This is a genomic window from Ahrensia marina (genome assembly GCF_042140245.1).
GTDB lineage: Bacteria > Pseudomonadota > Alphaproteobacteria > Rhizobiales > MH13 > MH13.
Genome location: NZ_CP159483.1, coordinates 742,017 through 759,742 on the forward strand (window position 1 = coordinate 742,017; position 17,726 = coordinate 759,742).

The 17,726-nt window shown below is 56.9% G+C and carries 13 protein-coding genes and 1 pseudogene; 12 read left to right on the top strand and 2 right to left on the bottom strand.

Annotated features, from left to right (window positions below):
• Positions 1 to 8: 8 nt before the first annotated feature.
• Positions 9 to 1,247, bottom strand: coding sequence for a penicillin-binding protein activator (locus ABWH92_RS03645; RefSeq protein WP_375572234.1), 1,239 nt, complete (start codon positions 1,245 to 1,247; stop codon positions 9 to 11).
• A gap of 155 nt (positions 1,248 to 1,402) precedes the next feature.
• On the opposite strand from ABWH92_RS03645, the gene rsmI reads away from it, so the two are divergent.
• The 9 genes and pseudogenes from rsmI to ABWH92_RS03690 all read left to right on the top strand — a co-directional run bounded on the left by rsmI (position 1,403) and on the right by ABWH92_RS03690 (position 12,577).
• Entirely contained in the window at positions 1,403 to 2,314 is a 912-nt protein-coding gene (rsmI, locus tag ABWH92_RS03650) for a 16S rRNA (cytidine(1402)-2'-O)-methyltransferase (protein ID WP_375572236.1), read from the top strand.
• Entirely contained in the window at positions 2,307 to 2,693 is a 387-nt protein-coding gene (locus ABWH92_RS03655; RefSeq protein ID WP_375572238.1) for a YraN family protein, read from the top strand. The genes rsmI and ABWH92_RS03655 overlap by 8 nt, the downstream gene beginning before the upstream one ends.
• A 16-nt stretch (positions 2,694 to 2,709) precedes the next feature.
• Positions 2,710 to 3,651: a glutathione synthase gene (gshB, locus tag ABWH92_RS03660; RefSeq protein ID WP_375572240.1), complete on the top strand. Its 942-nt coding sequence runs from the start codon at positions 2,710 to 2,712 to the stop codon at positions 3,649 to 3,651.
• A 445-nt stretch (positions 3,652 to 4,096) separates the two neighbouring features.
• Positions 4,097 to 5,625, top strand: a pseudogene (locus tag ABWH92_RS03665) (YifB family Mg chelatase-like AAA ATPase).
• A 59-nt stretch (positions 5,626 to 5,684) separates the two neighbouring features.
• Positions 5,685 to 7,433 carry an ATP-binding protein gene (locus ABWH92_RS03670; RefSeq protein ID WP_375572242.1) on the top strand — a complete coding sequence of 583 codons (1,749 nt, stop codon included), beginning with the start codon at positions 5,685 to 5,687 and terminating at the stop codon, positions 7,431 to 7,433.
• A 198-nt stretch (positions 7,434 to 7,631) separates the two neighbouring features.
• Positions 7,632 to 8,636: a GNAT family N-acetyltransferase gene (locus ABWH92_RS03675; protein WP_375572244.1), complete on the top strand. Its 1,005-nt coding sequence runs from the start codon at positions 7,632 to 7,634 to the stop codon at positions 8,634 to 8,636.
• A 14-nt stretch (positions 8,637 to 8,650) separates the two neighbouring features.
• On the top strand, positions 8,651 to 9,337 hold the full coding sequence (locus tag ABWH92_RS03680) for a nitroreductase family protein (RefSeq protein WP_375572246.1): 687 nt from the start codon (positions 8,651 to 8,653) through the stop codon (positions 9,335 to 9,337).
• A gap of 272 nt (positions 9,338 to 9,609) precedes the next feature.
• The gene (gene dnaK, locus ABWH92_RS03685; protein ID WP_375572248.1) at positions 9,610 to 11,532 is read left to right on the top strand and encodes a molecular chaperone DnaK; all 1,923 of its coding nucleotides are present in this window, start codon (positions 9,610 to 9,612) and stop codon (positions 11,530 to 11,532) included.
• 121 nt (positions 11,533 to 11,653) lie between these two features.
• Positions 11,654 to 12,577 (top strand): FkbM family methyltransferase, encoded by a 924-nt coding sequence (locus ABWH92_RS03690; RefSeq protein WP_375572250.1) that lies wholly within the window; start codon positions 11,654 to 11,656, stop codon positions 12,575 to 12,577.
• Between the two features lie 52 nt (positions 12,578 to 12,629).
• On the opposite strand, the gene ABWH92_RS03695 is transcribed toward ABWH92_RS03690, so the two are convergent.
• Positions 12,630 to 13,853 (bottom strand): class I SAM-dependent methyltransferase, encoded by a 1,224-nt coding sequence (locus ABWH92_RS03695; RefSeq protein WP_375572252.1) that lies wholly within the window; start codon positions 13,851 to 13,853, stop codon positions 12,630 to 12,632.
• Between the two features lie 302 nt (positions 13,854 to 14,155).
• Between ABWH92_RS03695 and dnaJ the strand changes: the two genes are divergently transcribed.
• From dnaJ to ABWH92_RS03710, 3 genes are all read left to right on the top strand, one after another.
• Positions 14,156 to 15,286: a molecular chaperone DnaJ gene (gene dnaJ / locus ABWH92_RS03700; protein WP_375572254.1), complete on the top strand. Its 1,131-nt coding sequence runs from the start codon at positions 14,156 to 14,158 to the stop codon at positions 15,284 to 15,286.
• A 218-nt stretch (positions 15,287 to 15,504) separates the two neighbouring features.
• Positions 15,505 to 16,266: an extensin family protein gene (locus ABWH92_RS03705; RefSeq protein ID WP_375572255.1), complete on the top strand. Its 762-nt coding sequence runs from the start codon at positions 15,505 to 15,507 to the stop codon at positions 16,264 to 16,266.
• Between the two features lie 124 nt (positions 16,267 to 16,390).
• The gene (locus ABWH92_RS03710) at positions 16,391 to 17,620 is read left to right on the top strand and encodes a GNAT family N-acetyltransferase (protein WP_375572257.1); all 1,230 of its coding nucleotides are present in this window, start codon (positions 16,391 to 16,393) and stop codon (positions 17,618 to 17,620) included.
• Positions 17,621 to 17,726 lie beyond the last annotated feature (106 nt).

Consider the following 17,726-nt stretch of genomic DNA (forward strand, 5'->3'; position numbering starts at 1 on the left):
CCGGTGGCCTAAAAGATGCCCTGGAATGACCGCGGCGCAGCTGAGGCAACTTCTGTTCCTGAGCCCGTCACGCGATAAACCGCCAAACCGCGCTGTGAGACGCCATTCGACAAGAACCGAAAGATCCCATCGATGCCGGAGAAGCCGGACGAGGCCGCCAGCATTTGAGGGTCAATGCGGCCAGAGCCTGCGCGGGCAAGCGCGGCTGCCAAGGTCACGGCATCATAACCAAGCGAAGAAATCCGCACCGGTTCACCGCCATAGCGGGCACGGTAGCGGCTGACAAAGTCTTGATATTGGGCCCGCGGTGGCGCTGGATAAACCGAGTCACGCAACTCGGTCGCATTCTGCACACGGGCATCTTCCCATTGGCCGGAGCCGAGGAAAAGCGTGTTCTGCGGTGTCAGACCACCAGCGGCCAAGCCTTGTGCAATGGACACCATCACATCACCAGCCTCAGGCACAAAGAGCGCGTTGAACTGCGCACGCTGCGTGGCAAGCTCGCTGGCGGCCGCCTGGATGGCGATGGTGGTGAGATCATAGCGCTCAACCGTCGCGACTTGCAGGCCAGCGGTGGCTGCGGCTTGGCGCATTTCCGCTTCCATGATCTGCCCATAGGCGTTGTTTGGCAGCAGCGCGCCAAGCGTCGTGCGGTTTTGTTGACCTGCGTAGGTGATGATCCGGCGCGCATCGGAAGATGGAAGGAAGGAAAGCAGGTAAACGCCCTGGCCACCGACGCTCGCGTCTGAAGAAAAGGCAATAACCGGAACACCAACCGGACGAGTCACAGCAGCAACCGAGCGCACCTCAGCTGCAAATATAGGTCCCAAAATCATCTGCGCGCCTTCAGACAGCGCTTGACTGGCCGCTGCCGCCGCCCCTTCTGGCGTGCCGCGCGTATCTTTGATGATGACCGTGATGTCCGATCCGCCTAAGGCGGCCACGGCCAAATCAGCAGCGTTGCGGAAACTCGGCCCGGCTTGACCGGCATTGCCGGTTGCCGACAAAGGCAAAAGCAGCGCAACACGTGCTGCGCCAGTGCCGAGGGTTTCACCTTGTGGCTGAATGCTCGGCGTGTTGACCGAGAGCGATGGTCCACCAATGGTTGTAAAACCTTGCGGGCCACAGGCTGAGAGGCCGAGTAGACCACTTACGCCCAGGCCCTGTACCACCTTGCGGCGGCCCAAACCTTGGTTTTTAGCAGGCGTTTGGCCCTGTGTTGTTTTCGTCCCCGTGATCGCTTTCATGATCGCGATCCTCCTCAGCTTACGCATCCGCACATATAGTCTTCACCCATCCCATCTGGTCTTTAACTGGAAACGCAGGAAAAAAACAGCCAGCGCGTGGGCATCAGCGACAAAACACCGTTACACCGTCATGATGACGGGCGAGGGTTAAAAACATGATTAACAGAAGCTTGCCAGATCGCGAGATCAACACGCGGTACTCAATCGATGGACAAAGCTTTCAAGCACCGACCCTGGTGCCAGGGCTTTACGTGGTCGCCACACCCATCGGCAATCTGGCCGACATCACGCTGCGCGCCTTGCAAACGCTTGCAGCAGCGAACGTTGTTGCCTGTGAAGACACACGCAACTCGCGGGTCTTGATGGATCGGTATGGCATCTCAACCCAGCTAATGGCCTATCATGATCACAATGGTCCGCAGGCGCGCCCGATCATCCTAGAGAAACTCGCTGAGGGCGAGGCAGTGGCGCTTATCTCCGATGCAGGAACGCCACTGATCGCGGATCCTGGCTACAAGCTGGTCGTTGCCGCCCGCGAGGCTGGAAACAGCGTGGTCAGCATTCCTGGGCCGAGCGCGGTGGTGGCTGCACTTTCCATCGCCGGGCACCCGACCGACCACTTCTCCTTTGCCGGCTTCTTGCCCAGTAAGTCCAAGGCACGCGCCGACGCCATTGCCGATCTTGCCAAGCTGCCAGGCACCGTATGTCTCTATGAGGCACCGTCACGTCTCACAAACACTTTGGAAGCCTTGGCCGATGGGCTGGGGCCAGAACGCCAAGCAAGCGTCTGCCGCGAAATCACAAAACGCTTTGAAACTGTTCAATCGGGCACGCTGACCAAGCTCAGCCAGCACTATAGCGAAACCGAAGAACCTCGCGGAGAGATCGTGATCATCCTGGGGCCGGCTGAGCAAGCAACCACAACGCAAGATGATGTGGATGAAGCCTTACGCACGGCGCTGAAAACCGAGCGCGTGAAAGATGCCGCAGGATTGGTTGCTGAAGCTTACGGACTTTCGCGGCGCGATCTCTACCAGCGCGCACTGGAGCTTTCCAAGGATGGCTGACCGCAGACAGGCCTATCAGCTAGGCTTGGACGCCGAAGATCTTGCCGCACGCTTCCTGCGTTCGCTTGGCCTGGACGAAGTCGACCGACGGGCGCGCATGCCCGGTGGTGAGATCGATCTGGTGGTTGAGGACGCCGAAACACTGGTTTTTGTGGAAGTGAAGGCGCGTGCGACCCTGACCGATGGCGTGGAAGCGGTGAGTGTCCGGCAACAAGCTCGCATCCGTTCAGGCTTGCGCGCCTGGCTTTCAGCTCATGATCGCGATGGCCAGCGCATGGCGACCAAGAGTGTGCGTTGCGATGTGATCGTGGTTGCGCCTGGTCATGATCCGCTCCATATCCCCAACGCCTTTCCTGCCGCCGAGGATGGTGGCTTTTAGCTGATAGAGACACGCTATGACCTTGAATGTCGCCGTCCAGATGGACCCGATCCAATCCATCAACATTGCCGGCAACTCCACCTTCGCCATGATGCTGGAAGCACAGGCGCGAGGGTTTGCATTGTCGGTTTACACACCTCAGTCTATGGCATTGGAGGGCGGCGTGGTTACCGCCAGCGTTCAATCGGCAGAGGTTCGCGATGTTGTCGGCGACCACGTGAACTTAGGCTCAGCCGAGCGGCTTGATCTTGCAAGCTTCGATGTCATCCTGCTGCGCCAGGATCCGCCTTTTGACATGCGCTACATCACCTCCACGCATATGCTGGAAAGCATTGGTGGTAAGACGCTGGTGATCAACGATCCGGCCGCTGTGCGCAACGCGCCGGAAAAGATATTGGTGATGCAGTTTGCCGATCTCATGCCGCCAACGCTGATCAGCGAGGATGTATCAGCCATTGAAACCTTCCGCGCTGCGCACAAAGACATTGTGCTGAAGCCACTCTACGGCCACGGCGGCAAAGGTGTGTTTCGCTTGCGCGAACAGGATCAAAATCTTGGCTCACTGGTTGGTCTTTTCCGCGACCTTTACCCCGAGCCTTGGGTTGCTCAAGCCTTCCTGCCTGATATCGCCAAGGGAGATAAGCGCATTCTTTTGGTCGAGGGCGAACCATTTGGACTGATCAACCGTGTGCCCGCCGAAGGTGATGTGCGTTCCAACATGGTGGTGGGTGGCCGCGCTGAAGCTTCTGCGCTGACAGAGCGTGATCGTGAGATTTGCGCAGCCATCGGACCGACCTTGCGGGAACTTGGCCTCCTGTTTGTCGGCATTGACGTGATCGGACCCTACATCACCGAGATCAACGTGACCTCGCCGACGGGCATTCGCGCTCTTGAAAAGCTAGGCGGAGGCAACGCCGCAGCGGCGATGTGGGATGCTATTGAAAGCAAGCTGCACTAGCACGATAGTGAGGCGAGGATGACCAGACCACCGGACCTTCCTCACCCATCGCCACCAGAGCCAACCGTCGTTGCAACAAAGCGGCGCGGCATTTTTGGTTGGCTTCTGCTTCCCTTGCGACTGATTGGCTATCTTTGTCTCTTCATCGTCATTGGCGGGTTCTTGGTAGCGTTCGGGCTGCCCGCATCTGACCTTTGCCGCTCAAACGGACCAGGTATCGCCTGTGACAGCGTCGGACTTCAAACTATCGCCGACTTTGGGCTCACCATCCTTTATTTGAGTGTTTTTACAGGAATTCCGTTACTACTGGCTGGAATAGGCGTCGTTTTCTTGGGATTGGACATAGGACGGTGGTTACATAGACGTCTAAACTGATTGTTCTTTTTTTGTTCTAGATTTTAAACTCAAAATATGCTTGCCTCTTTTGTGGAAAAGAGGGCGCATTATGGTTTCGCGGGTCACGACGGTAGCTTTTCAAGGCGTGGAAGCGCGACCTGTGGACGTTCAGGTGCATATCACACCGGGTCTGGTTGGGTTTTCCATCGTTGGGTTACCGGACAAAGCGGTTGCTGAAAGTCGCGAACGTGTGCGTTCAGCGCTTGTTGCCTCTGGTATGGCGATGCCCGCCAAACGCATCACGGTGAATCTTGCTCCCGCCGATCTGCCCAAAGAAGGCAGCCATTTTGATCTGCCCATTGCTCTTGGGGTCATGGCCGCTATGGGCGCGATCTCTGCTGATAGTGTTGCCGGTCACGTGGTTCTTGGTGAACTGTCGCTCGACGGCCAATTGGCACCCGTCTCTGGCGTTCTACCTGCTGCGATGATGGCGGTTAGCCGCGATGAGGGCATGATTTGTCCAAAGGACTGTGGGCCCGAAGCAGCCTGGGCAGGCGAGACGCTGAATGTGTTGGCGCCAGGCTCACTGCTGGAACTGACCAATCATTTTGCCGGTCGTCAGATGCTCACACCACCACGACCTGGTGTGGATCTGGCGCGCGGACCTAGTCTGCCCGATCTTGTGGATGTGCGTGGCCAGGAAAGCGCCAAGCGAGTACTGGAAATCGCGGCAGCCGGTGGTCACAATCTTCTGATGGTTGGACCGCCTGGGTCGGGCAAAAGCATGCTGGCAGCCCGTCTCCCATCGTTGCTCCCACCACTCTCCCCCCGAGAAATGCTGGATCTTTCCGTTGTTTGCTCGCTTGCTGGCGAATTGGAGGCCGGAGCCCTGTCGGACAAACGCTCCTTCCGCGCACCTCACCATTCGGCCTCAATGGCTGCGTTGGTCGGCGGCGGGATACGCGCCAAACCCGGTGAAATCTCCTTGGCACACAACGGCGTGCTGTTTTTAGACGAACTGCCGGAGTTCTCCCCCAAGTGCTCGACAGTTTACGGCAACCCCTGGAAACCGGCCAGTGCCACATTGCCCGCGCCAATCATCACGTGACCTATCCAGCTGCCTTCCAATTGGTGGCCGCAATGAACCCTTGCCGGTGCGGTCATGCCGGCGAGCCTGGTCATGTCTGCAGCCGTGGCCCGCGTTGCGCGGCCGATTATCAGGCACGCGTTTCCGGGCCTCTGATGGACCGCATTGACCTGCGGATCGACGTCCCAGCTGTCACGGCGCGTGATCTGTCAGACCCATCACCCAGGGAAACAAGCGCCGACGTGGCCGCACGGGTTGCAGAAGCACGCAATCGTCAACAGCGACGCTATAGCAAAGACCAAAACGCTCCGCTCAACGCCCGCGCTGATCAAAGCTCTATCGAGCAACATGGTGCGCTTGATGAAGGTGCGCTCGCCCTTCTGTCGCAAGTGGCGGGCACAGCCAACTTGTCAGCGCGAGGTTATTTTCGAGTTTTGCGCGTAGCACGTACCATTGCTGATCTTGCAGGAACAGACGGGGTAGAACGGGCTCATCTTGCCGAAGCGTTGACCTATCGTGGTATGGATGCAGCCACACTGATGGCTGCCTGAAAGGCTTTGTGATCAACGCGGTGAGTGGTTGTTAACGGCCAAGGCGTATGATCAGCGCCATGCAAAACACCAAACTTTCCCAAGGCCAGTTTGTGCAAGACGTTACTGGCGAATTGTTGTCTGGAGGTGCACCTGAATCGGGTGCACCACGAACGGCAGGCCCATTCCCCCCGGCTGCATCTTCAATTGCCGACCGGTCTTTGTCTCATGACCAGGACGGATCGGCCTTCAAGCTTATCGGAGCCGTAAGCCATGAGATGCGCAACCCGCTCAATGGCATCATCGGCATGTCCTATCTTCTGGGCGAGACGCAGCTTGATAGCACACAACGCAATTATCTTGATGGCATATCGAGCAGCGGCGAGGTTTTGCTGACGCTCGTCAATGATCTTCTTGACCTGACCGCCCTTCAAAATGGAGCGATTGAGCCCAACACCGGGCCGACAGATGTTACCCACTTGGTCAATCAATCGATCGAACTTGCGGCCCCACGGGCGCATGCCAAAGGCCTTGCCGTCGGAGCTGTGATCGACCCGTTGCTTTGCGCTTGGCAAAAGGACCGGCCATTGCTCGAGCTAGATTCCGCACGGGTGCGGCAGGTCCTGACCAACCTTCTCTCCAATGCCATTAAATTCACTGATATCGGCGGCGTCCAGCTATCGGTTGGCTTGCGGGCTCCCGTGGAAGCAAGCGGTTTGGCCCCCTACGCGCCGACAGGCGCACCCGTGACCAAGACTGAGCTGGTTTTTGATGTTCGAGATACCGGCCATGGCATCGCGCCACAGGACCATGCTTTGGTGTTTCAACCTTTTGGTCGAACAAAAACGGCGCAGGTTTCTGCAACCGAAGGCACCGGCCTTGGCCTACCGCTCTCCCGTGGTCTGGCTCAAGCGCTTGGAGGCTCGCTTGAGCTGGTCAGCTCCATACCCAATCAAGGCACGCATATGCGTCTGGTGCTTCCGCTGCCTGAAGGGTTGGTTGAGAGAAGCTCCAATCAGGACAACCTGCCACTGGCAGGTCAACGTGTTCTCATGGTGCTCGACGCGTCGCTTGCAAACTCGCCAGAAGCTGACGCTCTTGCGTCTACGCTGCACCAACTGGGCGCACAAACACGGCTTCTGAGCGCACCTGATGAACTCAACGGCGCCCCTGAAAACATCGATCACGTTTTGGTTGATGCGGGTTTTGACCATGCCATGCTTTGGTCGCGCCTTTGTCTGCCGCAAGTGGGTTTGCGCCCTGTGATTTTGCTTCGGCCGGACAATCGCCGCCTCTTGGAGGATCTTCGCGAAGCTGGTTTTTCTGGCTACCTGATCCGCCCCCTGCGGCAGTCATCCTTGGTCGCGATGCTTACCCATCGCTTCGATGATGATGTGGATACGCTCTTTTTGGCCGATCCGGCCGACACTGAGCGCGCTGAACAGCCAAACCCCGGCAAACGTATTCTGATCGCCGAAGACAATCCGGTGAATGCCCGCCTTGCAGAGGCCGCTTTGGAACGAGAAGGCCATGACGTAACCGTTGTTGGCGATGGCGCGCGCGCCATCGCATTGGCTGGCGACACTCAAACCGCCCAGACGCCGTTCGACCTCATACTGCTTGATCTTGCCATGCCCGTTCTTGATGGTTTTGCAGCCGCGCGCCAACTTCGTGATGCCGGGTTTGGTGGACGTCTCATCGCCTACTCTGGCAACACCGATCCTGCTCTGATCGATCAGGTGAAAGCCGCCGGTTTCGACGGGTTCGCCCACAAACCGTTAGCCCCTGACGCACTGCAGGCGCTGGTCACCGACCCTCCGGCTGCCTAAGCCTCCGCACCGCACTGCCCTTGCGGCCAGTCTGGCGACATGCCATCTGAGACTGGGCGTGATAGGCTACCCAAGCTGCTCTGCGGGCCTGTCAAAGCGGGTGTCATGCAAGCGTCGTCAAACTGTGTTCGACGCTCAGGTCAAGCTGGCGCTAATACATGTGGCACGCTCACGACGGGCCGCTGAGAAGAGGGTTGAATGGCTGACCATGACATGTCTGACAAACGTTGGGCCGATGCTGATCATCAGCGGGCTGGGCGTTCGGCAACCGTACCGAGTGCCGCTAGACGTGTGATGGAACAGGTCTTCCCGTTTACGCGCAGTGTAAGCGTAGCGCCTCTGCCTGGAACCCCGCTTTATCTGCCCGAAAGCACAGCCCCGACCTCTGATCAGTCGACAACATTGGGGGCTATTGGGTCGCTTGAAGTTCGGCTCGCATCAAACCAACGCGATATTCACCGCGCCCAACGATTGCGGTACGCTGTTTTTTACCAGGAAATGTCGGCCAAACCGACCGTGATGCACAAAGTGCTGCGGCGCGATTTTGATCGCTATGATGCGATCTGCGATCATTTGCTTGTTCTCGATCATGATGCGCCCCCTGACCCGCGCACCGGCGGTCCAGCCATCGTCGGTACCTATCGGTTGCTCAGTCAGGATGTGGCCCAGGCCAATGGTGGTTTTTACACCGCTGGCGAATATCAGATCGACAAGCTGGTATCGGCGCGACCTGATCTAAAGTTTCTGGAACTTGGCCGCTCATGCGTGTTGAAGCCGTACCGTACCAAACGCACGGTAGAGCTGCTTTGGCATGGTATCTGGAGCTATGTGGTGCAGCGCAAGATCGACGTGCTGTTCGGCTGCGCCAGCCTTGATGGAACGGACCCGGAAGCACTGGCACTGCCGCTTTCGTTCCTTCATCACTTTGCAGGCGCGGACCCTGCCTGGAGTGTGCGAGCTGTGGATGAACGCTACGCGCCCATGAACTTGATTGCGAAGGATCAGATCAATCAGAAGCAAGCTCTGCGGTCTCTGCCTCCACTGATCAAAGGATATCTGCGCTTGGGCGGCATGATTGGCGACGGTGCGGTGGTGGATCATCAATTCGGCACAACCGATGTTCTAATTCTCTTACCCGTTGAAAAAATCTCCAAACGCTACATCAGCTATTATGGCGAGGACGCCTCGCGCCGCGCGAATTAGCGTCAAACCCTCTCATGCATAAAAACGTCTCCTATCAACCGCTCGACCTGCCAGATCGTTCTGAGCTCACCGATGCTCAGATGCTTGCCGAGGCCATGGCGTTTGTTAATCGAATGAAGCGCCGCCACTCGGTGCGCGACTATGCGCCCCGTCCTGTTTCGCGCGAGGTTATTGAGCAGTGCATCCGTGCAGCAGGTACGGCGCCTTCAGGTGCCAATCACCAACCCTGGCACTTCGTGGCCATCTCTGACCCAGCCACCAAGAAGAAGGTGCGCAAGGCCGCAGAAGAAGAAGAGCAGCGCTTCTACGATGGCGCCGCCGGTGATGAATGGCTCAAAGCATTGGAGCCCATTGGCACAGGTGCCAGCAAACCACATCTAGAGGATGCGCCCTGGCTGATCATCGTGTTCGCACAGCGATGGGGAGAGTATGAGGATGGTACGCGTTTCAAACACTATTATGTGCCTGAAAGCACCGGTATTGCGACAGGCTTTCTGCTAACGGCGCTGCATCATGCCGGTCTGGTGTCCCTGACTCACACGCCCAATCCGATGAAATTTCTAAACGGTCTTTTGAACCGCCCCGACAATGAAAAGCCCATCATGATCATCGCAGTCGGTCATCCGGCTGAGAGTGCCACTGTACCGGCAGCGGCGAAGATGAAGAAACCACTGGAGACCATTCTCTCCTTTGTCGAGTAGGATTGGTCGCTGCCGTTGGGACGTCCTACGCTCATTCATGCTCCTGCCTGTCGTTGGGCAAGTTTAGGCTGTGCCTTGCAGGGCGCAAATGCGCTTCTTATATAGCCGCCATCGGGACGCCCTATCTGTGGGTTGTCTGTCGAATTTTGTTCTCCAACCCCCCTAAGGGGATCGCAGCGCGGCTTTCTATTTGCTATAAGCGCGCGCTTCGCCGGAACGCCGATACGAATCGGGTCCGGGCGATCTGCCGATAACTGAATGAGGTATCGTCCATGGCGAAAGTCATTGGTATTGATTTGGGAACCACCAATTCCTGCGTAGCCGTTATGGACGGCTCAACCCCAAAAGTGATTGAGAACGCCGAAGGCGCGCGTACGACGCCGTCGATGGTTGCGTTTTCCGATGATGGTGAGCGCCTGGTTGGCCAGCCAGCCAAGCGCCAGGCTGTCACCAACCCAGAGGGCACGCTTTTCGCTGTCAAACGCCTGATTGGTCGTCGCTTTGATGATCCAGCGGTGAAGAAAGACCAAGAGCTCGTTCCCTTCGAGATTGTTCAGGCGCCGAGCGGCGACGCCTGGGTTCGGGTTGAAGAGACCGACTATTCCCCTTCGCAGATTTCGGCCTTCATTCTGCAGAAGATGAAGGAAACCGCTGAAGCGTTCCTTGGCGAAACCGTTGAACAAGCGGTGATCACCGTTCCTGCCTACTTTAACGACGCGCAGCGCCAAGCAACGAAAGATGCCGGTAAGATCGCCGGTCTTGAAGTGCTTCGCATCATCAACGAGCCAACGGCTGCTGCCCTCGCCTACGGGCTTGAGAAAAATGACGGCAAGACGATTGCTGTCTACGACCTTGGTGGCGGTACGTTTGACGTGTCGGTGCTTGAGATCGGCGATGGCGTCTTCGAAGTGAAATCCACCAATGGCGATACGTTCCTTGGCGGTGAAGACTTCGATATGCGCTTGGTTGGCTATTTGGCTGACGAGTTCAAGAAAGAGCAGGGCGTTGACCTGAAGGGCGACAAGCTTGCGCTTCAGCGCCTAAAGGAAGCCGCTGAAAAGGCTAAAATCGAGCTGTCCTCGGCCACGCAGACCGAGATCAACCTGCCCTTCATCACCGCTGATGCGTCTGGTCCAAAACACCTGACTATGAAGCTGACGCGCGCCAAGTTTGAAAGCCTGGTCGATGATCTGGTGAAGCGCACGGTTGACCCGATGAAAGCAGCCCTCAAAGACGCCGGCCTGAAAGCCGGTGACATTGACGAGGTTGTTCTGGTCGGCGGTATGACCCGCATGCCGAAGGTGCAGGAAACGGTCAAAGAGTTTTTTGGCAAAGAACCGCATAAGGGTGTGAACCCCGATGAGGTTGTGGCCATCGGCGCTGCCGTTCAAGCTGGTGTTTTGCAGGGCGACGTTAAAGACGTTCTGCTGCTCGACGTGACCCCGCTGTCGCTAGGTATCGAAACGCTGGGCGGCGTGTTCACGCGCCTTATCGACCGTAACACGACGATCCCGACCAAGAAGAGCCAGGTGTTCTCGACCGCTGATGATAATCAGTCAGCTGTAACCATCCGGGTCTTCCAGGGTGAGCGCGAAATGGCGGCGGACAACAAGATCCTCGGCCAGTTCGATCTGGTGGGTATCCCACCGGCACCGCGTGGCATGCCGCAAATTGAGGTGACCTTCGACATCGATGCCAACGGTATTGTGAACGTGTCGGCGAAAGACAAAGGCACCAACAAAGAGCAACAGATCCGCATTCAGGCCTCTGGTGGTCTCAGCGACGATGACATCGAACAGATGGTCAAAGACGCTGAAAGCCATGCTGATGAGGACAAGAAGCGCCGCGAAGTGGTGGAAGCCAAAAACCAAGGCGAAGCTCTGGTCCACTCCTCGGAGAAAGCTTTGTCAGACTATGGCGACAAGGTTGGCGATGAGGACAAGGCTGCCATCGAAGGCGCTATCGCTGAGCTTAAGACTGCTCTTGAAGGCGACGACAAAGCTGCCATCGAAGAAAAGTCACAGGCCCTCGCAACGGCATCCATGAAGCTGGGCGAAGCTATGTACGCCGACAGCCAAGCTGAAGGCGAGCCAGAAATGGACATGGATGACGGCGCAGAGCCTGTTCAGGACGACGATGTTGTCGACGCCGACTTTGAAGATGTCGATGACGAAGACCAGAAGAAAGCGTCCTAGACCTTTCCTTTGACAACGCATTGTAAAAAGCCCGGCGCCTCGCGTCGGGCTTTTTCTTTGCAAGAAATCACCGCTTTGGTGTCATGAAACCGCAAAGAACAGTGCGCATAGCCTGTCAGCCATGGCTGATCTGTCCGTTCACGATTCGCGCAACGCGCCTACCCACCCCGTCTGGGACGACGATGCTGACGCCCGTTACGCTCCCTTTGGTCACTATACGCTGAGCCCTTGGCGCGAGGCGTGTCGATCATTGGGGCCACGGCTTTACCCGCGACGCTATCCGCGCTTGGGTTCCATCATCACTTGGCCGATCTGGCGTTTGTCGCTGCTTGGTCGCCCGGGGGCAGTGGATCTTGAGCCTTTCCCTGGCTTTCGTCTTAGGCTTTACCCGCTTGAAAACCATGCAGACACAAAATGCTTCTCGCGTGCAGCCCTCTGTGACCTGCCTGAAGAGCGCGCTATTGCGCGCTGCGCTGTCTCCAGCCCAGACCATCAATTCATTGTTGTCGATGTGGGTGCCAACACTGGCACTTACTCGGTGCTTGCTGCCAATCTCGCACGTCGTATTGGTAAGAGCACAAACCTTGTCTGCATTGAAGCCAATCCAAAAACGCAAGCTCGGCTGGCGGAAAATCTGCACTTTAGCGGCTTGGAGCATTGCTCGCACTTGGTAGCGTGCGCCGTGAGCAATGCGCCGGGCAGCGTGATGCTGGACACCAGCCAATGGAATCTTGGGTCGGTCAAGGTGACCGATGCACGTGTTGGCCAAATGCAAAAGACAGTTGTTAGCGTACCAGCACGCCCCCTGTCCTCAATCGTCAACGAGGTAGGCCTTAACAGAATTGACTTGCTCAAGATTGATATTGAAGGCCATGAGATTCCAGCGCTTGCGCCGTTTTTGCGTGAAGCACCAGCTCATCTGTTGCCCCGCATGATTTTGGCAGAGACCAAACACGACACGAATGCGAAGCTTGCAGCGCTCATCATTGCCGCTGGTTATCACGTCACCCATCATGGGCGATCGGACACCGTGTTTGAGCGTTAGTTTTATCGCGCGTTCGGACCTAAAACCCGTGCCCACGTTTGCTCAACGCGCTCTAGCTGAGTTTCTTTTTCAGCTTCTTTCCATCGGTCGTGATGTAGTCGCGGATTAGAGGCACAGTATCGCGCTCTTTGGAGAGTAACAGCTGGAACACCATGTTGGAGCCATCGACAAAGCCCAGTTCGGCAGCTGAAAGGTAGAACTCCCACATGCGGCAGAAGCGCTCGTCGTACAACGCTTTGGCCTGCTCACGGTTCTCTTGGAAACGCACGCGCCAATCTCGCAACGTGTATGCATAGTGCAGGCGCAGGATCTCAGTGTCGCAAACCCAAAGACCGCACCGCTCCAGAGACGCGAATGTTTCTGACAACGCCGGCACATAACCGCCTGGGAAAATGTACTTGCGGAAGAACGGGCCAGTTGTGCCCGGTTGCGTCATGCGACCGATCGAGTGGATCATAGCGAACCCGTCATCTGTCAACCGGTCGCGCACGACGTTGAAATAGTCATCAAAGTTGAAGACACCGACATGTTCCATCATGCCGACGGAGACGATGCGGTCGTAGGTTCCTTGATGCTCGCGATAGTCTTCGATGACAAACTCAACCTTGTCGTCCAGCTCAGCAGCGGTCACACGCTCACGCGCGATCTTCACCTGCTCAGGTGAAACATTGAGCGAGGTGACCTGAGCACCCGCTCGGGCCAACATGATAGCCAGCGATCCCCAGCCGCCGCCAATTTCAAGCACGCGCATACCTGGCTTAAGCTTCAGCTTGGCAACGATATGGATAAGCTTGTTGACCTGCGCCTGTTCCAGACTCTCATGTTCATCGGTGTAGAGCGCACATGAGTAGTTCATCCCCTCATCGAGAAAGAGACGATAAAGCTCGGTGGACAAATCATAGTGGCTGCGCGCCTGCTTTTTAGCATTTGCCACATCATTGGCCTGCTGGCGGCGGCGCATCGCTTTCCAGGTTCGGCGCAGAAGACCCTGCACGCGATGTTGGGAGAGGGGGGCGCGGTTGACCGAAAACAGCGTCAGAAACTGATGAATGTCTGAGCCATCTTCAAAGCTCAATTTTTCATCCATGTAAGCTTCTGCTGCGGCCAGTTCAGGATTGAAAAAAATCGCGCGCTCGGCGGTGGCATCGTGGAAACGCAGGCTAACGTCAGGGCCCGGTTCCTGACCGCCATAGACAACCTGTTGTCCGTTGGCATGCGTTACGCGCAGCGTGCCTTTGCGCACAAACTTCTTCAACAAGCCCGATAAGAGACGCATGAATCCTCACAAACACAATCAAACGCGCCATTGCCCCGGCGCTCTCTAGCGCACCTTGAAAAAGAACACCACGGCAAGCTGAACAGGCCCTGGCAATGCGGTCACACGTTTCCTACATGCTGCCATGCGTTGGCATCGTCACCTGGTGCGATGCTCTACCCTGGCTCGTTGGTTCGGTTGACAGACCGCGGTCAAGCTGCCAACGCACTCCACCGCAGCACTTGCCTTTTCAAGGATAAGGTAAGCGCCGCCAATGATCACCCGTTGCAAAGCAGTTCGCATCTCAAAGAAGTCCGTGATTTATGGCCAAGCCCGATTTTTATGAGCTTCTCGGTGTTTCACGTGATGCTGACGAGAAAACGCTGAAAAGCGCCTTCCGCAAGAAGGCGATGCAATATCATCCAGACCGCAATCCCGATGATGCGGAAGCCGAGCAAAGCTTCAAGGCCGTTAATGAGGCCTATGAAGTGCTGCGTGATGAGCAAAAGCGCGCGGCTTATGATCGCTTTGGACATCAAGCCTTTGAACAAGGCGGTATGGGCGGCGGCGGCTTTGGCGGAGCTGGGGCGGGTGGCGCCGGAATGGGCGACATTTTCGAAGAAATTTTTGGCGAGTTCATGGGCGGCGGTCGCCGTCGCTCTTCCGGTGGGGCGCAGCGTGGCTCCGACATGCGCTACAATTTGGAGATCTCGCTCGAAGAAGCCTTTGAGGGCAAAACCGTCGACTTGGTTCTGCCCACATCAGTTGCCTGCGATACGTGCTCGGGCTCCGGTGCGAAACCCGGCACAAGCCCGTCGACCTGTTCGACCTGTGGCGGTATGGGCAAAGTGCGCATGAGCCAAGGTTTTTTTGCCATGGAACGCACTTGCCCAACCTGCGGTGGTCGTGGCGAAGTCATCAAAGATCCATGCGACACCTGTTCAGGCGCTGGCCGCGTAACTCAAGAGCGCACGCTATCGGTCAACATTCCAGCGGGCATTGATGATGGCAATCGCATCCGCGTGGCTGGGGAAGGCGAAGCCGGTATGCGTGGCGCTCCAGCCGGCGATCTCTACATCTTTGTTTCAATCAAGCCGCACGAGCTGTTTCAGCGTGATGGCGCGGACCTGTTCTGCCGCGCGCCTATTTCTGTCGTGACAGCAGCGCTGGGCGGCTCATTTGAAGTGCCAACGCTCGACAGTGGACGCACGCGGGTGAAAGTTCCTGAGGGCACGCAAACCGGCAAACAGTTCCGCCTTAAAACCAAAGGCATGCCAATCCTTAGGCAGCGTGATTTCGGCGACATGTATGTGCAGGTTCAGGTGGAAACGCCACAGAAACTGACCAAACGCCAGCGTGAGCTTCTTGAAGAATTTGAAGCCGAAGGTGGCGAGCATAATCACCCTGAGATGAGTGGGTTCTTCACCAAGGTCAAAGACTTCTTCGGCGGATAACAAGTTTACCTCGGGGTGATCCGCCTTTCATCGCGTGTCCTCACGCCAACTGGCGCTGCGGGCAACACCGGCACCCTGAGATGAGTGGGTTCTTCACCAAGGTCAAAGACTTCTTCGGCGGACGAGCCTCCATTGGTATCAGGGGGCGCATGGGCGCCACCTTTTGACCACGAAGCTGCGGCACGGGCCCACATCGTTGTCTTCAAGGGCTATGACCTGTGCGACTTCTCTCCGCTTTGCTTCTTCTGACCTCTTGGTCGTTGCCTGTCTTTGCGCAAGACAACAGCGACATTGTCCTACCTCCCAATCCGTCAGCTCGACCCAGTGTTGATGTCCGCACGCCGACGGTTGAATCAGCCGATCCGAGTGCAGTGGTTCTGCCGCCGAACCCAACGGTGCGGCCTGAAAGAGAAACAGCGGCAGATATCCCTTCAGGTATGAATGACCAAGCCTGTCTGGCGGATCTGCGAGCCGCCGGCGCGATGTTTGAGGTTCGCGGTCGCCATGAAGGGTCTGGTCGGTGCGGCATCGATGATGCGGTGGAGCTCACCGCTATTGGTGGTGTGCCTTTGCAGCCCGGTGCGCTTCTGACGTGCCCAACAGCGTTAGCCTTCTCTCGCTTTTGGTCAGGAACCATGGCGCCTGAAGCACGATCCGCTTTTGGTTCAGATGCTGAGCGGATTTTTGTCGCCGCATCCTATGCCTGCCGTGGGCGCAACAATGTCGCTGGTGCTCGACTGAGTGAGCATGGTTTTGGTCGTGCCATCGATATCAGAGCGATCTCCCTTGAAGATGGTCAAACATGGTCGGTTCAACCGCATGCGCAGGGCTCGGATGATCCTGCAGCTCGGTTTCAACGCGCCATCCGGCAAGCGGCTTGCGGGCCATTCAACACCATTTTGGGACCAGGCTCTGATGGTCACCACCAGGACCATATCCATTTCGACAATGCGCTGAGGTCCAGCACTTACTGCCGATAGGAGAAAACGATAGGCTTTGAACGATCGCATTAACCTTCTGAAAAGGCTGCGGTTTGTTCGAATTTTAAAGAAGTAGACCTAGGGTTGCAGTTCGTTTCCAATCTGGCCGCGCAAGGGCACCCTAATGAGTCTCAATGCAGAACTTTCGTTTGATGATAGCGTCGTTGCACCGCGTGACCTATCTGACGCCGCCTCTCAGACCACCGTTGCAACTCCCCGCTATTCAGCTGCCAGCTTGAGCACGCGAGAGGCCATTTTGGCCCTCAAAGACGAATGGCAACGTTTGGAGCAGGTCTGCGAGGGAACCGCTGTTTTTCAAGCCTTTGATGTCTGCATGCCGTGGTTCGATGCCTATGTGTTCTGCGAAACACCGACACATCGTGCTCAGATTATCACGTTTTACGATGAGGCAGGCGTGTTGGTCGCCCTGGCTCCTTTTGCCCAGAAGACCGGTGGCTTGGTGAAAACCGTTGAATGGGTTGGCGAGCCGCTTATTCAATACGGCGACATTCTTATGCATCCGTTTGCCGACAAAACGGCAACGAAAATTGCGCTTTCAGACGCTTTGCGGTCATGGAAAACCCACGGGCTTCACTTGCGAAACATTCGGGCCGATAGCCGGATCGGGCAGGTGCTGGACTTAGGCGGCGCGATGGTCGGAGAAGCGCGTGAAGCCGGAGCCATCGACTTTTCCAACTTTGAGACCGTGGATGATTACTTCGCGTCTCAATCTCGAAAAACGCGGAGCAATCGACGCCGCAATCGCAAGAATCTGGAGAAAACAGGCGATCTGTCCTTTGAGGTCGTGAAAGCTGGCGCGAAAGCTGAGTCCCTCTGCTCCTTGGCGTTGGAATGGAAGTTTGCTTGGCTGGATGCCCGCAAGCTGTCCAGCCGCGCCTTTATGGACAAACGTGCGCTCGATTGCCTGAAGGCTGCCGTTGGCCAAGAAGCCTCAACAAACCCGTTTCAAGTCTTTGTACAGCATATCGATGGCAAACCAGCCGCGATTGAGATTGGACTGGTCGGCCCAGTTGGCAATGCGATGTATATTGGCACTTACGACCCAGCTCTTGAGGCAACAAGCGTCGGGAAAGTTCGCGTTGAATCAACCGCTAGCCATGGATTTGCTGAGGGTTGGACCACCTATGACATGTTAGCGCCGATGGCGCAGTTCAAACGTGAGTGGTCCAATACAACCATTGGCGTTTGTGACTACATGGTCCCGACGAGCGCTTGGGGTCGTCTCTATCGGTCTCTTTATCTGCGCAAGATGCGGCCGGCCATGAAGTCGGCCTTGCTTGCTATGCCAGCCTCGCTGCGAGGCTTGGTTCTCAAATCCATCGGAAATGGCTAGCGGGCGGGCCATTCCCGTCTTTGGCACGCGCTCGTTCCTTCGGAACAAGCGCGTGAACCATGATCAACTTTCCAGCCCGCTCTGTGTCTCAGGCACAACCACTTGT

What these genes read in the sequence shown, in the direction of transcription:
- rsmI (WP_375572236.1), top strand. Translation starts at nt 1,403, where the DNA reads ATGATTAACAGAAGCTTGCCAGATCGCGAGATCAACACGCGGTACTCA.
- ABWH92_RS03695 (WP_375572252.1), bottom strand. Translation starts at nt 13,853, where the DNA reads ATGCGTCTCTTATCGGGCTTGTTGAAGAAGTTTGTGCGCAAAGGCACG.
- ABWH92_RS03670 (WP_375572242.1), top strand. Translation starts at nt 5,685, where the DNA reads ATGCAAAACACCAAACTTTCCCAAGGCCAGTTTGTGCAAGACGTTACT.
- ABWH92_RS03690 (WP_375572250.1), top strand. Translation starts at nt 11,654, where the DNA reads ATGGCTGATCTGTCCGTTCACGATTCGCGCAACGCGCCTACCCACCCC.
- gshB (WP_375572240.1), top strand. Translation starts at nt 2,710, where the DNA reads ATGACCTTGAATGTCGCCGTCCAGATGGACCCGATCCAATCCATCAAC.
- ABWH92_RS03680 (WP_375572246.1), top strand. Translation starts at nt 8,651, where the DNA reads ATGCATAAAAACGTCTCCTATCAACCGCTCGACCTGCCAGATCGTTCT.
- ABWH92_RS03645 (WP_375572234.1), bottom strand. Translation starts at nt 1,247, where the DNA reads ATGAAAGCGATCACGGGGACGAAAACAACACAGGGCCAAACGCCTGCT.
- dnaJ (WP_375572254.1), top strand. Translation starts at nt 14,156, where the DNA reads ATGGCCAAGCCCGATTTTTATGAGCTTCTCGGTGTTTCACGTGATGCT.
- ABWH92_RS03710 (WP_375572257.1), top strand. Translation starts at nt 16,391, where the DNA reads ATGAGTCTCAATGCAGAACTTTCGTTTGATGATAGCGTCGTTGCACCG.
- ABWH92_RS03655 (WP_375572238.1), top strand. Translation starts at nt 2,307, where the DNA reads ATGGCTGACCGCAGACAGGCCTATCAGCTAGGCTTGGACGCCGAAGAT.
- dnaK (WP_375572248.1), top strand. Translation starts at nt 9,610, where the DNA reads ATGGCGAAAGTCATTGGTATTGATTTGGGAACCACCAATTCCTGCGTA.
- ABWH92_RS03675 (WP_375572244.1), top strand. Translation starts at nt 7,632, where the DNA reads ATGGCTGACCATGACATGTCTGACAAACGTTGGGCCGATGCTGATCAT.